Origin of the sequence: Ottowia thiooxydans DSM 14619, assembly GCF_000422885.1 — a bacterium.
GTDB lineage: Bacteria > Pseudomonadota > Gammaproteobacteria > Burkholderiales > Burkholderiaceae_C > Ottowia > Ottowia thiooxydans.
This window is the reverse complement of sequence record NZ_AUGX01000012.1, coordinates 100,815-114,347: the sequence shown is the minus strand read 5'-3', so window position 1 is coordinate 114,347 and position 13,533 is coordinate 100,815. Positions and strand designations below refer to the sequence as shown.

Annotated in this window: 13 protein-coding genes and 1 tRNA gene; 6 read left to right on the top strand and 8 right to left on the bottom strand. The window is 55.8% G+C overall.

Annotated features, from left to right (window positions below; all coding sequences use genetic code 11):
* Nucleotides 1–77: 77 nt before the first annotated feature.
* Nucleotides 78–151 (top strand) — tRNA-Gly (locus G518_RS0111445).
* A 54-nt stretch (nucleotides 152–205) separates the two neighbouring features.
* Here the strand turns inward: G518_RS0111445 and G518_RS0111440 are convergent.
* The 4 genes from G518_RS0111440 to G518_RS0111425 all read right to left on the bottom strand — a co-directional run bounded on the left by G518_RS0111440 (nucleotide 206) and on the right by G518_RS0111425 (nucleotide 4,994).
* A complete protein-coding gene (locus tag G518_RS0111440) occupies nucleotides 206–1,324 on the bottom strand; it encodes a Fic family protein (RefSeq protein WP_028602666.1) in 1,119 nt (372 codons plus the stop codon).
* A 209-nt stretch (nucleotides 1,325–1,533) separates the two neighbouring features.
* On the bottom strand, nucleotides 1,534–2,760 hold the full coding sequence (locus G518_RS0111435) for an NAD(P)/FAD-dependent oxidoreductase (RefSeq protein ID WP_028602665.1): 1,227 nt from the start codon (nucleotides 2,758–2,760) through the stop codon (nucleotides 1,534–1,536).
* Nucleotides 2,761–2,763: 3 nt separating this feature from the next.
* On the bottom strand, nucleotides 2,764–3,981 hold the full coding sequence (locus tag G518_RS0111430) for a dipeptidase (RefSeq protein WP_028602664.1): 1,218 nt from the start codon (nucleotides 3,979–3,981) through the stop codon (nucleotides 2,764–2,766).
* Nucleotides 3,982–4,013: 32 nt separating this feature from the next.
* Nucleotides 4,014–4,994: a Bug family tripartite tricarboxylate transporter substrate binding protein gene (locus tag G518_RS0111425; protein ID WP_028602663.1), complete on the bottom strand. Its 981-nt coding sequence runs from the start codon at nucleotides 4,992–4,994 to the stop codon at nucleotides 4,014–4,016.
* 124 nt (nucleotides 4,995–5,118) lie between these two features.
* Between G518_RS0111425 and G518_RS0111420 the strand changes: the two genes are divergently transcribed.
* The 4 genes from G518_RS0111420 (at nucleotide 5,119) to G518_RS40635 (ending at nucleotide 8,480) form a co-directional block, all read left to right on the top strand.
* Entirely contained in the window at nucleotides 5,119–6,066 is a 948-nt protein-coding gene (locus G518_RS0111420; protein WP_156909340.1) for a LysR substrate-binding domain-containing protein, read from the top strand.
* A 60-nt stretch (nucleotides 6,067–6,126) separates the two neighbouring features.
* Nucleotides 6,127–6,699, top strand: a complete 573-nt coding sequence (locus G518_RS0111415; RefSeq protein WP_028602661.1) for a YdeI/OmpD-associated family protein — start codon at nucleotides 6,127–6,129, stop codon at nucleotides 6,697–6,699.
* Nucleotides 6,700–6,820: 121 nt separating this feature from the next.
* Nucleotides 6,821–7,855 carry a phosphotransferase family protein gene (locus G518_RS0111410; RefSeq protein WP_028602660.1) on the top strand — a complete coding sequence of 345 codons (1,035 nt, stop codon included), beginning with the start codon at nucleotides 6,821–6,823 and terminating at the stop codon, nucleotides 7,853–7,855.
* A gap of 151 nt (nucleotides 7,856–8,006) precedes the next feature.
* On the top strand, nucleotides 8,007–8,480 hold the full coding sequence (locus G518_RS40635) for a DUF4124 domain-containing protein (protein ID WP_051236448.1): 474 nt from the start codon (nucleotides 8,007–8,009) through the stop codon (nucleotides 8,478–8,480).
* A gap of 100 nt (nucleotides 8,481–8,580) precedes the next feature.
* Here G518_RS40635 and G518_RS0111400 read toward each other — a convergent pair whose 3' ends face one another.
* From G518_RS0111400 to G518_RS0111385, 4 genes are all read right to left on the bottom strand, one after another.
* Nucleotides 8,581–9,027, bottom strand: a complete 447-nt coding sequence (locus tag G518_RS0111400) for a DUF1801 domain-containing protein (RefSeq protein ID WP_028602659.1) — start codon at nucleotides 9,025–9,027, stop codon at nucleotides 8,581–8,583.
* Nucleotides 9,028–9,132: 105 nt separating this feature from the next.
* Complete coding sequence (locus G518_RS0111395; RefSeq protein ID WP_028602658.1) at nucleotides 9,133–9,831, bottom strand: dienelactone hydrolase family protein; 699 nt, start codon at nucleotides 9,829–9,831, stop codon at nucleotides 9,133–9,135.
* Nucleotides 9,832–9,862: 31 nt separating this feature from the next.
* Complete coding sequence (locus G518_RS34755; RefSeq protein WP_084651705.1) at nucleotides 9,863–11,218, bottom strand: Rieske 2Fe-2S domain-containing protein; 1,356 nt, start codon at nucleotides 11,216–11,218, stop codon at nucleotides 9,863–9,865.
* Between the two features lie 29 nt (nucleotides 11,219–11,247).
* A complete protein-coding gene (locus G518_RS0111385) occupies nucleotides 11,248–12,123 on the bottom strand; it encodes a TauD/TfdA dioxygenase family protein (RefSeq protein ID WP_051236445.1) in 876 nt (291 codons plus the stop codon).
* Between the two features lie 200 nt (nucleotides 12,124–12,323).
* Here G518_RS0111385 and G518_RS0111380 point away from each other — a divergent pair, with 200 nt between their 5' ends.
* Nucleotides 12,324–13,325, top strand: a complete 1,002-nt coding sequence (locus G518_RS0111380) for an ABC transporter substrate-binding protein (RefSeq protein ID WP_028602656.1) — start codon at nucleotides 12,324–12,326, stop codon at nucleotides 13,323–13,325.
* Nucleotides 13,326–13,533: the final 208 nt, after the last annotated feature.

Sequence of the window (13,533 nt, the reverse complement as noted above, 5' to 3'; positions counted from 1 at the left end):
TTTCATACGACATTGGCCTGCCCAAACCGAGTCGATTGGAGCCTGCTCGAAAAGCTCCGCTAGAATCGGGGCCGCACGCGGGTGTAGTTCAATGGTAGAACACTTGCTTCCCAAGCAAATTACGAGGGTTCGATTCCCTTCACCCGCTCCATTTGTGACCTTGATATAGCGTCATGAACGGGCAAAGCATGTTGGCAGCACTTGTTCATGCTGCTTCGATCGCCAACCAATAGCGTGTCGACTTGCGCTCCCCGGACCTTCGAAGTGCGCCCTTGTTGACCAGATCGGCCAGATCACGCGTGGTTGTGGCTGGGGGCGCACCGGTGATGGCAGCGTAGTTTCCGGCGCTCAGGCCGCCTGTAAATCCGTCGGGCCCTTCCCGGAACAGGCGCAGCAGGGCTTTCTCCTGCCGCGGATTGAGCTGACCAGATAGCCGCGTGAGCAGAGCCGCCTTGTCTATAAGAAATCGTACGAACCGGTCGGCCTCCAACTGAGCCTCCAGCGCACGCTGGGAAAACCAATGCAGCCATTCGTCGATGTCGAGTCTGACACTATGGCGCTTGAGCTGCTCGTAATATTCTTTTCGGTGGCTATACAGCACGGCGGACATACCGGTAAAACATGGCGTGCTGGTCGCCTGTGCCAGAGCCATCTCAGCGATAGCCCGGCCGATGCGGCCATTGCCATCTTCTAACGGATGTATGCACTCGAACCACAGGTGTGCCACCGCTGCCCGCGTGATCGCGGGCAGGGCATCGGCCGCACCGGGTGCCGTGCCGGCAAACCAAACAAGAAATGCCTCCATTTCAGCCATCACCTGGGCTGACGGCGGAGCTTCGTAGTGCACTCGCTCGTCTCCAATCTGGCCGGAGACGATTTGCATGGGCGATACATGCTCCCGGTAGTGTCCTATCTGCCCCAAGTCGCGCCGGCCGTGCATAAGCATGTGGTGCCATGCAAAGAGGCGTTCGTGGGTCAATGCGGCGTCTGGCTCTCTATATAGGTCGGCCATCATCTCGGCGAGCCCATCTTCCCTGGGCTTGCCGCGTGAAAGCTGGGGCGAGGTATCAGATAAGCCCAGGTGCTTACGCAGTGAAGACTGCACACTGGCGCGGTCCAGCACTTCACCCTCGATAGCCGATGTGCCGAGCGCGTCACGCTCCAACAGTGCGATGGTCAGACTCTCGCGTTCGCCGGCGGCCAGGTGGCGCAGGCTACCAATGGTCACCGACACACCCTCGGCAAAGCGCCGCTCCTCTCTATCCAGAAGACCGTTTTGCCAGCTAAAGCTGGGCCATTCCTTGAGTTGCCAGATCCACGGCATGATTGATAAGACTCCTATTTATCGATCATTATGTAGAAAATTATGATTGATAAAAAGAAACTTATCGATCAACCTCAATCGTTGAGCCTGTTTGCTGGACGAGCGGCTGATCGGTGGCAAATCCTGTAAGTCGCGTACTTCTGATGCTTTGAAGCCCCACTGACCTCGAGGTAGAGACGCATCAACGGCTTAGGGATATCGCCTGCAGATCACGTCGCCCGAACTTCTTTCAGCATCGATTCGACGATTTTGTTCGCGGAAAGGACCGAGTCTGTAAGCCCAAGATGCCCATGGCCGACTGTCATATGCAGGCCCGGTAGTCCTGTGCTGCCAATCTTGGGGACCGAATCTGGCATGCAGGGGCGGTGACCCATCCAGTGGGTGGTAGCCATCCCTTCCAGCTCAGGAAATAGATCGCGCGCCATACCTTCAAGAATCAGTGACCTTTTTGCATTCGGTGGGCTCTGAAGCCCAGCGATTTCAACTGTGCCTCCTATCCTCAGCCCGGTTTCCATAGGAGCGAGAAACACTTTTTTGTCCGTGAGAAGAATGGATCGAGAGATGAGCGATCCCCCGCCAATGAACTGAACGTGATAGCCGCGCTGGCTTTCTATGGGCACGTGTATTCCTGCGGTGTGGAGCAACTGCTTAGACCAAGCTCCTGCGGCCACCACCAATTGAGAAAAGTCTTCAGGACCCCGTTCTGAGTGAATGCACCAACCCGCGCTTTCTTTGCGCTCCAGGCGGTGCACTTCTCGCTTCCAAACCTGCCCTCCAGCAGAAACAAAAGCTGCCACGATAGCTTGAACGTATCGCAACGGATTAAGGATGGTCGCGTCGTCGTTCAGAAAAATCCCGACTGGATAGCGAAATCCCATGCGAGGTTCCATCTCTGCGATATCCGCAGCATCGAGCTCTCGAAACTTCAAGCCGTGCTGATGACGCAGCTTCCAGGCGGCTGAGTCGCCTTCCAGAGCAGCTTTTGACGGATAAAGGTGGATTTGACCTCGGTGGACGAGGAGCTCAGGAACACCGATTTCTTTGGTGAGATCCGCGTGTGCTTGAACCGCTCCTGCATGGAGCTTTACCAGCTCAGCAGAGTTTCGGGCCACCACACTTGGGCGGGCGGACATCACAAAGCGCGCAAGCCACGGCGCCGCTTTAGGAAGATAGCGAAGCGGCAAAAACAGCGGGCTGTTGGGGTCACTCAGCATGGACGGCGCAGATTTGATCACGCCAGGCGTTGCCAGCGGCACGATGGAGCTCATGCTGATCGCTCCAAGATTGCCGAAGCTGCAGCCTTCCCCGGGCTCGCCTTTATCAATCAAGACGACGTCAAATCCGCGCTTGTGCAAGGCGTAAGCGGTGCACGCGCCCACGACCCCAGCTCCTATGACGCCGACGCGGGTCATAGGGGGGAGAACTGAATCGCTCATGATCTACTGGCTGAATTCGCGAAGCACACGCATATAGTTGCCGCCAATGATCTTCACCACCACATCCTCAGGCATACCGCGCTGCAGCAGCGCCGCTGTCAGGTTTGGCCACTGATCCCATGTTTCCATACCGTAGGTTTGGGCATTGGGGTCGAACCGATCTTCCGGACGCCAACCGATCCAATTGAATCCTCGTTGCGGTTTCACCATTTCGGGGGTCCAAGTGAGTGCGTTGTAGTACGGCTTGCCCCAGTCTGTGCCAACACCCACATGATCAGTGCCCATCACATTCACCAGGTGAAGGATGTGGTCTACCACCACATCCAAGGTTGCCCAGGAGCGTGGCTTTCCTGCCCTCTCTGCGTTGTCATTGCCATTGGCTCCCACAATGAAAGCTGGAAGAATTACAACGCCGGCATAACCTCCTGTGTCTGAGATGCCTTTGAGCACCTCGTCCCAAAGGCCTCTTCGGTGACCACTGATGTTGCGCGCTGCCGTGTGTGATGCGATGACAGGCCTGCGCGACGCAGCCACTGCATCTTTCGCCGTTCCGGCGCTGGCGTGCGAGAGATCGACTATGATGCCTGTGGAATTCATCTTTTCAATAAGAGCCTCACCAAATCGACTCAGGCCACCATCGTTGGTTTCCAGGCAACCATCTCCAAAACGCGTTCGCAGGTTGTAGGTCAGTTGCATGCTCCGTACTCCAAGCTCGTGCAGCTTGTCGACACGATCCAGATCACTGCCCACCGGCTCTGCGCTTTGCAGATTGAACATGACGACGTGGTGCCGCGCTTTGTAAGCGGCTTCCACCTCGTTGGCCGTGTTGGCAACACTCAGCTCGCCGTTGAAGAGCTGGGCAAATTGCTGGGCTTGCTGCGCGGCTCTCAAGGTCGCTTCATAGGCGGTGTCTGGAGGTCCCGAAGCGTAAAGCGTGTAGTTGCCTGCCGTTACCCCCGCACGATCCCAGTAATCTAGGTACTCCCTGCGGGTCTCATTGTCCTGTGTGCACTGCTCGATCAAGCGGCGTGCCATGGCTTCCTTTATGGCTGGGCGGGTGCCTCCCTTTGCCTGGACCTCTAACCCCACTTCGCGCATGGATGGTGTGACTAACCATTCATCAATGAACCCAGGGGCCAGAGAATCAAAAACAATATTGTTCTTGTGCAAGTCACGTGCATGCTGAACGTATTCATCAGAAGGAATAAACGAATGTTCCATAGATTTCATTGCACCCTTGCGTACTCTTTTAACTATTGCTTTTCGATTCGCGCTACCTTGGCTAAATCGTCAAAAGCGGTGACGTCCTGGCGGATCAGTGTGGCAAACTCTTCCGGTGAGTTGGCCATGACCCTCGCGCCGGAGGCTTGAAGCTTTTGAATGAGGCCGGGGTTTTTCAGTACTTCGGCGAGCTCCTTGCCGAGCTTGTCTACTACTGGCTTGGGCGTACGGGCTGGAGCCAGTATTCCTTGCCAGCTTCGAACCGAATAGCCGCTGAGCCCACTTTCATCGCACGTGGGTACGTTGGGCAACAGGGCTGCACGGCTGGTGTCCCCCACACATAGCGCAAGTAGTGCTCCATCCTTCAGGTAGGGCAAGTACACCGTGGCGGCGTCTACCGTAGATTTGATCTGCCCGGAAATGATGTCTCTGACGACTTCGTTGGTGCCTTTATAGGGCACTTGATTGACCGCAATCCCCGCCATGGTGTTGAACTGCACCTGGGCCATATGCCCTGACGATCCAATGCCAGGTGATCCCATGGTCACGGTACCCGGGTTTGCTTTGACATATTTAATGAAGTCGGCTGTGGTGCGCGCCGGTACTGACGGATGCACCACCAATGCATTCAATGTCTTGGTTGTGGAGCCAATCGGAGAAAAATCTGCAACAGGGTCGAATGGAAGCTTGTTGTAGAGCGCCGAGTTGATGGCCAGAGCGGCCGAGGTGTAGAGCAGGGTGTAGCCATCTGGTTGCGACTTGGCTACTGCGCCTGCTGCAATACTGCCCCCGGCGCCCGGTCTGTTCTCAATGATGACGGTTTGACCCAACCTCTCGGAGAGCAGCTGCGCAATGAGGCGGGCCTGCACATCCGTAGCTCCACCTGCCGAAAATCCGACCAACATCCGAATGGGCCGTACGGGAAAATCGTCTGCGGCATGGGCTGGAATCTGAGAGGTAAAGGCGCATACGGCCAGAAAAATAAGCAGCTTAAGAGTCGACACTTGGCCCATGGATTAACTCCTGCGTTACGCTTGAATCATTTGACGCCGATGCTATCGAGATCACGGCACCTCATCCAATCCTATTTTTCTTTGACCTCATAAGTACAAGATATGGTTTACAGGAACGCTCTGTGTGAGCGATGTGTGCTGTTCACAGGAAATCTCAGAAAGTGAGAGTTGGATGATTAAGTTAAGACAGCTCGAAGCTTTTCATGCGGTGATGCTTACAGGTACTGTGACCGCAGCGGCTGGAAAATTGAAGATTTCACAACCGGCTATTAGCGATCTTGTAGCTCAGCTGGAAGAACAATTGGGTTTCCCGCTTTTCTCCAGAGAGAAAAACCGCCTCCACCCGACCGATGAAGCGCGCTACCTCCATGCATCAGTGGCCAACGCCCTGGATGGTTTGAATGGGGTTGAACGCCTCGCGGAAGACATTCGCAACGCCAATGCCGGAACACTCCGGATAGCGGCCATGCCGATGTTGGCGCTCAATTTTCTTCCGCGTGTTGCATCGGCATTCTTGGCGCGGCATGAAGACGTGAATGTCGTGCTTCAAGCGCGCAGCTCACCCACTGTTGTCAGGCTGATCGCCACGCAACAGTTTGATATTGGATTCGCTGAAGGCGATTTCGACACAGAATGGATGGACGCCCGCCGAATGCGCATGCCTTGCGTTTGCATCCTTCCTGGCGACAGCCCACTTGCCGGAAAATCCGTCATTCAGCCTGAAGATCTCAATGGCCTTCCAGCGGTCATGGCACCGCGGGAACATCTCCGTACCGAGAGTTTGCGGAAAATATTCTCAGAGCGTGGATGTCATCTGAATTTGAAGGTGGAAACACCGCTGTTCACCTCGATGTGCGCATTTGTGGCTGGTGGATATGGCTACAGCATTGTTGATGCAGTAACGGCTCAGACTGCATCTAAGGAAGGTGTTGTGATCAGGGAATTTTCTCCCGGTTTTTTCAATGATTTCGCGGTGCTGTTTCCCAATGGGAAGCCGAAGTCAATCACAGCTCAAAGCTTTATGGGCAGTGTGATGGCTGAGCTCGCCAAGCTGTGCGTGACCGCAGATTGAGAAGTGCATCAGTTCGACTTTGATGTGAAGGCGAACCGACAGTCGGATAACCTCAAGAGCATGAAAAATCCAATTTTCTTTCATACTCCACTGGACTTTCGCTCATGGCTAACCGCGAACAGAGCTACTGCGCTGGAGCTGACCGTGGGTTTTCACAAGGTCGCGACTAATACACCCTGCATGACTTGGTCGGAGTCCGTCGACGAGGCGCTTTGTTTCGGTTGGATAGACGGTGTCCGAAGGCGTATTGATGATCTGAGCTACTCTATCCGTTTTACACCCCGCAAACCAGGCTCCATCTGGAGCGCTGTGAACATGGCCAAGATGGCTCGGCTTGAAGCCGAAGGTCGGATCACAGCCGCAGGGGCTGCTGCGTATGCAAGGCGAACAGCGGCGAAGTCTGCCGTCTATTCCCACGAACAGGAATCGATTGCGGAACTGCGCCCAGGGGAGCTGGCGGCGTTTCGGCGCAACCAAGCGGGATGGACCTTCTTCGAAACCACGCCGGCTGGGTATCGCATGCGCGTATTGCACTGGGTCACTACTGCGAAGAGGGACGATACCCGAGACGGACGGCTTGCCAAACTGATGGAAGCGTGTGCGCAGGGCGCCCGTTTGCCGCAGTTCAAATGAGGTATCTGCAGGTTCCCTGAGTTGTATCTCCGAGCAGTGGGGTACCGGCCAACGCGGGTCAGACGGAGATGAGTCAGAATTCAGACATCAAGCAGGCGTTCGCGCTATCTGAGGAGCCACGTTGGATAGTTTGATTTTGGAGCGGTTGCTCGCGCCGACGCATTTAGGCGCGCAGATTTCACGGCAAATGAAACTGGACGGGGCGCTGCTGCTATCGGCGAGGCCCGAGGACATCGATGCATCGGGTTATCTATCCGACTTGGTCGGAGTCACGTTGATATGGAGCGAGCCGATCGGTGCGCCCACCCGTGCTGTGATGAAGATCTCGCATGCCGGGTTTGGACAGCCCGAGTTGCCTTTTTACGAGAGCATCGCAAGTCACCTGAATTGCAATGTGATTCCTGAGTTTTACGCTGGTGGAGTCGACGAGACCACGGGGCGAACCTGGCTCCTGATGGAAGACCTCTCAAGCACCCATGAGCGCCCCAGTGATGAGCCGCTACCGCCTACGTTTTCGCGGAACGCGAGCATCGTGGAAGCCTTGGCGAAGTTCCACGCTGCTGGTTGGAATAGAAATGATTGGCACGACGTGGGTCCCACGTTGTGGGACCGGCTTCGTTCTTCAGATTGGCTCGAAGAAGCATGTCATTGCTTGTTCGCTCAGGCCGGAGATGCGTTGGACGACCGCGATCGAGACGCGTATGCACGTTTCCTGCGTGGATTTCCAGTACTCATTGAACGAGCCGACCGTATGCAGGGAAGGACCCTCATTCATGGCGATGCGCACGTCTGGAACTGGATGTTGCCTCGGAACGGCATAGCGCATTCGCCGAAACTCATCGATTGGGATGGCTGGCATTTGGGCGTGGGCGTTTGGGACCTAGCCTACATGATGGCCACGCAATGGGATCGCGATGTACGCCAACGGTTCGAGATTCCGTTACTGGAACGCTATCACGCAGCGCTCATCGATGCCGGTGTGACTGCTTATTCGCGGGAGGCGCTTCAGAACGACTACAGGCTCGCGGTGCTACTGCACATGCGAACGCCGATTGCGCGATTTGCACGGAACATGTCGGCTTTCGTGTGGTGGCCGCAGCTTACGCGCATCCAGCACGCAGTGGAGGACCTTCAGTGTCTCGATTTACTAGACTGAGTTGGGTACTTTTTGGGCAGATCAATTTGATGGTGGCTCCCCGTGAAATCGAACGATAAGCTGTGGGGCTGAATTATCTGTTTGTGAGCATCCGCGGGTAAGCCAAAATTAAAAAAAAATTTAAAGTAGTCAACGTACTATTGAGGTGAGGATGAAAACGGAGGAGTGGATGAACGCAAGAGCCTGGATATCCGGCGCAACGTTGATGGCGTTATTCGCCAATACAGGAACGGCGCAGGTGTACCGATGCGAAGTAAACGGAAAGGCGAGTTATTCGGACGAACCTTGTTTGGGCGCCAAACGTGTGGATGTGACACCTACTCGGGGGTTGGACAAGCTTTCCGGGAAGAGCCAGAAGAGCCAGGAGGTTCGCAGGGAAGAGCTCAATAAAGACATGGCTGCTGTCGAGCGACCGCTCCTGCGGCAGACCCCGGAAGAACGCGCGACATGGCGCAGACGCGCCCGCAACCATCTCACTCCTGAGGAAATGGCGGAATGCTACGTGAGAGATCCCCGCATTGAAGGCCTTGAAAAGCAGGAGAAGACTGCGAAAGGGGTTGAACTTCAGCAGGTGCAACAGCAGCTTTTGAAGGAGCGTCAGCGCCAGCGAAAGCTAAAGTGTTGAAAGATACTGAGCGCTGATTTTCCTGCGGAACTTGCGCTCAGCGTGCTGACCATGATTCCCGGGCTTGTGACAGGTGTTGCGCAAGCGGAGAAGCCGCGTCTCAGTCGGGAGTTTTTGAGCTCACCTTTTGCTTCCTCAACCTCTTTTGTGCGTGATAGGTAAGAGATGCACCAATACAAAATGCCAACTCATCCGTGGGCAAATTGTCGGAGATGTTGAACACCAACGCCCGGTTACCTTCAAACTTGAAATCGTCGGGAAACAGAGTGCGAAATGTGTCAACGAGGTTTGTATTGCAATTGAAGTAGAGCGCAAATTGTTCAGGTTGCTTGTTCTTCCAATCCATGCGGATGGTGCTGCCACTCCTGGTTGCAGCCGTCACATAAGCAGGCTCCCCCCATTTGAGGGTTTCCTGGATTTCGCCAACGCCATCCGTCGCTGCCGCCACTTTGAAAATCAGGTTTCGAAGAGACCGCATTTTCTGGCGCACATGCGGTGGATAGGCGTTAAAACGAGCTTCAACGTCAGGGTCTGCAAAGGCTTTCATAAAACCTCCTCAATGCGCCAATCGCTGGCGTATTCTGAGTTTAAACAAGGCTTCGTTGATTGACCACTTGCGAAAGGGCGTGAGCGTCAGTTCGTGAATCTGATGTCAAGCAAGCGAATGCTTCAGGCTGCGGTTCAGGAATTCCAAAGTGCGGGCATCTGCCAGCTCGGCCGATTCGGTGTGGAATTCACTTCGATCGCGGTTCGCAAATCCGTGATCCGCATCTGGGTACACGATGACCTCTGCGTTGTCGAGGCCTGCCAGAGCTTCGCGTAGCGCACGGCGGAACTCTGGTTTGGTGCGATCGTCATGGTAGGCGAGGTGGATTTGCTGCGGTATGCCGACAGTGCTTGCCGTGTCTATTCCGCTAGGGAGGTTGCCTGGGTAGTAGGAGACGATGGCGGAAGCCTTCGCTTGGTTGGCCGCCTGGTACGCATACAACCCACCCCAGCCCAGCGCGACGATGGCCAGTGGCAAGCTGTCGCCTTGAGGAATGTGGGCGCGCAGGGAGTTGGCTGTTTGAGCGATATCTGAGCCGATCAACTCGGACTGCAATTGGCCGATGGCTTTGCGAGCGTTGTCGCGGTCTGCGTACTCAAAGTCCAGGTTGGGCGAAACACGCCAGAGCAGGTCTGGGGCTACGGCGGCGTAGCCTGCCTTCGCAAGCCAATCTGCCACACGGCGCACTTCCTTGTTCACGCCGTAGATTTCCTGCGTGACCACGATCAGGCCTTTGGCGTGGCCTTCGGGCAACGCGAGGTAGCCGCTAAAGCTGCCTTGTTCGGTTTCGATTTTCAATGTCATTTGGTGGGTGTCCTTCGTGCTTTGGAGTGGATCAGTTCGTCATGGCTTCTTCAACGGCAGGTTTTGCGTCTGGGTCTGAGTCTGTGGGCGAGTCAGGCTCAGCAGCGAGCAAGAAGGCATTCACCTTGGTCCAGTCCTGACCAGGTTCTAAAAACAAAGCGCAAGACCGGATGCGGGCATAGTCGATGTTCGCCGCGTCCTGCAAACCCCATGGGGCCTCACCACGTTGAACCGCATCTGCTGCCCTCAGTAGCTGTCGCCTGACGTGGATGATGGTCTTGTCGCTCTGGCTCAGGTATTCACGTGTGCGGTCGACAATAGCCCCCATGGACTCCTGAACGATCATGTCTTCTTCGAAGAAGTGGCGATCTGGAAACCCGCTGAAGTGACCTGCCTTCATGGCCACGCGATCTTGCCCCCACATATCGTCTGGGCCGCTGGTGGGGTTGAGGAAATTGTCGGGGTCAGGGTTGGCATGGCGCCAGAAGTCTTCTATCTCACCAGGCTCGAATGCAGCGTCTGTTCGGTAATTGAGCACCCACTGCGTGCAGGTCTCATCGTCTATGGGAACAGACATAACCAGCTTGCGCCGAGTGGGCTTGCCTGGGAAGCCAGGAAGAAACGAGCAATAGGGTGCCACGAACTCGCGAATCTTGGCGAAGCGGCGGCCATCTCCAAAATCACGGATGGCACCTTCGCGAAAACCGTAGGGCTTTTCGAGAATTTCGAATGTGGGTGAAGAGACGGAAGTGGTCGCGGTGAAGTTGGCTCGCATGCCTTCAGACATGGGAGTTTCGCTCACGGGCCGGCTGAACAGCACTCCGCTATGGAGAAAACTTAGGTGTGCTGAGTCGAGTACCGATTCAAGCAGTTGCAGCCAGTTGCTTTTGATGATGCCCAGGCGCACGTCGATCTGGTCATCTTCCAGGTTGACGAACTCGAACGCCGGGAAGGGCGGTGCTGCATTCTCTTTGTCGATGTGCACCCACACGATCCCCCCCGCTTCACGCACGGTGTAGTGCTTGAGTGGCACCTTCTTTGCGAAGGCTTCTCGGCGTTCGGGTTGCTCTGTGGGAACATCTACCGTCTTGCCGCTGACATCAAACTTCCACCCATGGTAGAGGCAACGCAGGCCGTTGCCTTCGTTGCGTGCCAACGCCAGCGAGGCGCATCTGTGTGGGCAAGCCTCATCGAAGAAGCCCACGCGCCCATCGGTGGCGCGGAAGACGACAAAATTCTGTCCAAGCAGGCGTATGCGCAATGGCGCTCCATCTCGCTCCAAGCGGGCTGATCGCGCAACTGGGTGCCAGTAGCGGCGCAGTGTCTTGCCCATGGGCGTGTTGGGCCCTACCCGGCATAGCTTTTCATTGTCTTCGTGGGTAAGCATCTGGTCTGGCTCCTATGGCGACGCAGGCGTCAGTTGACGCAGGCGCGGTAGAACACGCGAGCTTGTTTGGCGAAATCGCCAATACCGCGGTGCTGTACGGTACGGTTGTCCCAGAGCACCAGGGTGCCGGGCGTCCAACTGAATCGTCCTTGAACCTCGGGTGACTTGATCGCTTCGAACAAGATCGTGAGCAGGCTCTGGCTTACCGTGCGGCTGACGCCTTTGATGTAGGTGGTGTAGGACTCGTTGACGAAGAGCTGCTTCTGGCCGGTTTCGGGATGCACACGCACGATCGATGTTTCGATAGGTGCGTTCAGAGCGCGCTGGCGGGCGTACTCTTGCTTGTCCAGAAAACGGTCGGACATGTGTCCGGTGGCATCCCAGTAGTGCGCTGCTGTCAGTGTTTCCAGGTACGCTGCAAACAAGGGGTCTAGCCGTTCGTAGGCGAGGACCGCGTTGCTGAAAAGCGTGTCACCACCGAACTCCGGAACGGCCTTGCCAAACAGCGCGGTGTAGTTGGGCGGGTTGGGCCGGAAAGCCTGGTCTATATGCCAGATGTAGTTTCGAGCCACTCTTTTATCGGTGGAGTCGACGATGTTGGCTTGGGTCTCTGCGGACACTGCGGGAGTTTGTGGGCCGCTATAGAGTACGACCTCTCCAAAGGCCTCCAGAAACTCCGTAAAGTTCTGCCCGGTTACCGTGCCTGGTTCGAACGAAAGCAGCCCATGCGTGAGCAGCGCTTGTTTCAAAGCGGCTCGAGAGGCCTCCGGTAGCTTGCCGCCGCTGTAGCGCAATCCTTTGACGACAGACCCCACAGCGGGCTGCCAAGGTGTGATTGTGAAGCCCAACGCGGAATCGCTTAACGCGGGAGGGCTTTCTAGAAGTTCGGCTTCAGCAACGGACACGGTGAGCTCCGGAACAGATAGTTGGAAGAGAGCGAAATCGGCTAGTGCCTGAGCACTGCGAAAACAGATTCATTTTTGGTCTCATTGACGTATTTGCGAAGGACGCAGTTCGTTTATGAATAGATGAAATCCGTGCTTTGGGGAGGGAGACGTCGCCTCTATTCTTTGTCGTTCTCTCTTTATTTCACGATGGAGTTTTGATGACACACAGCAAGTTTTCCGCTGTTGGGCTTTGGGCGCGCACAGCAAAAGCTGTTTCTCGTATGGCGCTCATACTTGGGTTGGTTGTGGCCGCCACGACCTCGTTTGCACAGACCAAGATCAAGTTCGGCTTGATCGGGACCAATGAGTCACAGCTTCCCATTTGGGTGGCGGTGAATGAGGGTTTGTTCAAAGCAGAGAAGATCGAGATAGACCCGATCTCGTTTCGCGGGGGTGGCGTTGCAGTGCAGGCGTTGGTGGGTGGCTCGATCGATCTCGCGGCCTTCGCCACTGACCACGTGCTTCGCTTGAACAATAGAGGCGTGGAAGCGCGCTACCTGATAGGTATCGACCGTTTCATTACGCACATCCTGGTGATTCCAGCAAACAAGGAGTACAAGAGTCTCCGGGATCTAAAGGGCAAGAAAATTGTGGTCTCAGCACCAGGCAGTTATTCCGACAACGTACTGCGATGGTCCATTAAAGAGTTGGGCCTTGATCCAGACAAGGACTTCACCATCCTCGGTACGGGCGGTGCCACAGCGGGCCGGGCGGGCTTGGATTCGGGGCAGGTCGACGCGCTCATGTCAACCACGCCTGACTTCATCAATGATGAGCTGGAATCCCCAGGCAAGTATCGAATCCTGTATGACTGGCGCACCATCCCGCATTCTGGCCAGGCGGTCGTTGGCAAAAAGGACTGGATTGATAAGAACCCCGAGGTTGCCAAAGGCGTCGCACGCGCGATCTACAAGGCAGAGCAGTTGATTCAGACAGACCCAGCGGTGACGCAGCGCGGGGTGAAGAAACTTTTTCCTGAGCGCAGTGATGAGTTTGTGAAGCGCTTCGCCACGGTGGCGCCGAAGATTTTGTCGACCGATGGCAAGATATCTTCGCCCGGGTTCTTGAAAATGATCGACATCTTGCGTTCGGTGGAGCCTGATCTCAAGCCTATCAAACAGGCCGATGTGGACTTGACGGACAAGCTCTTGGGACGTTGATCGGGGCAGTCCGTTTGCTCCGGAAATGCCAAGCGCAAGCTTGGCATTTTTTTGCGTTGGTGGATGGGTCGTCATGCCGAACTCATGCTCGGCACTGCCGCGCTTGAAGAGACTTCTGTGAACCGATCTGGAACTGGGTGGCGCCCGGCGTCCGACCAGGTCGCCCGCACCGAAAAGTCGTGCTCGCTGTCTCAGGCGATTGAAGATA

What these genes read in the sequence shown, in the direction of transcription:
- G518_RS0111435 (WP_028602665.1), bottom strand. Translation starts at nt 2,760, where the DNA reads ATGAGCGATTCAGTTCTCCCCCCTATGACCCGCGTCGGCGTCATAGGA.
- G518_RS40635 (WP_051236448.1), top strand. Translation starts at nt 8,007, where the DNA reads ATGAAAACGGAGGAGTGGATGAACGCAAGAGCCTGGATATCCGGCGCA.
- G518_RS0111400 (WP_028602659.1), bottom strand. Translation starts at nt 9,027, where the DNA reads ATGAAAGCCTTTGCAGACCCTGACGTTGAAGCTCGTTTTAACGCCTAT.
- G518_RS0111440 (WP_028602666.1), bottom strand. Translation starts at nt 1,324, where the DNA reads ATGCCGTGGATCTGGCAACTCAAGGAATGGCCCAGCTTTAGCTGGCAA.
- G518_RS0111415 (WP_028602661.1), top strand. Translation starts at nt 6,127, where the DNA reads ATGAAAAATCCAATTTTCTTTCATACTCCACTGGACTTTCGCTCATGG.
- G518_RS34755 (WP_084651705.1), bottom strand. Translation starts at nt 11,218, where the DNA reads ATGCTTACCCACGAAGACAATGAAAAGCTATGCCGGGTAGGGCCCAAC.
- G518_RS0111380 (WP_028602656.1), top strand. Translation starts at nt 12,324, where the DNA reads ATGACACACAGCAAGTTTTCCGCTGTTGGGCTTTGGGCGCGCACAGCA.
- G518_RS0111430 (WP_028602664.1), bottom strand. Translation starts at nt 3,981, where the DNA reads ATGGAACATTCGTTTATTCCTTCTGATGAATACGTTCAGCATGCACGT.
- G518_RS0111425 (WP_028602663.1), bottom strand. Translation starts at nt 4,994, where the DNA reads ATGGGCCAAGTGTCGACTCTTAAGCTGCTTATTTTTCTGGCCGTATGC.
- G518_RS0111395 (WP_028602658.1), bottom strand. Translation starts at nt 9,831, where the DNA reads ATGACATTGAAAATCGAAACCGAACAAGGCAGCTTTAGCGGCTACCTC.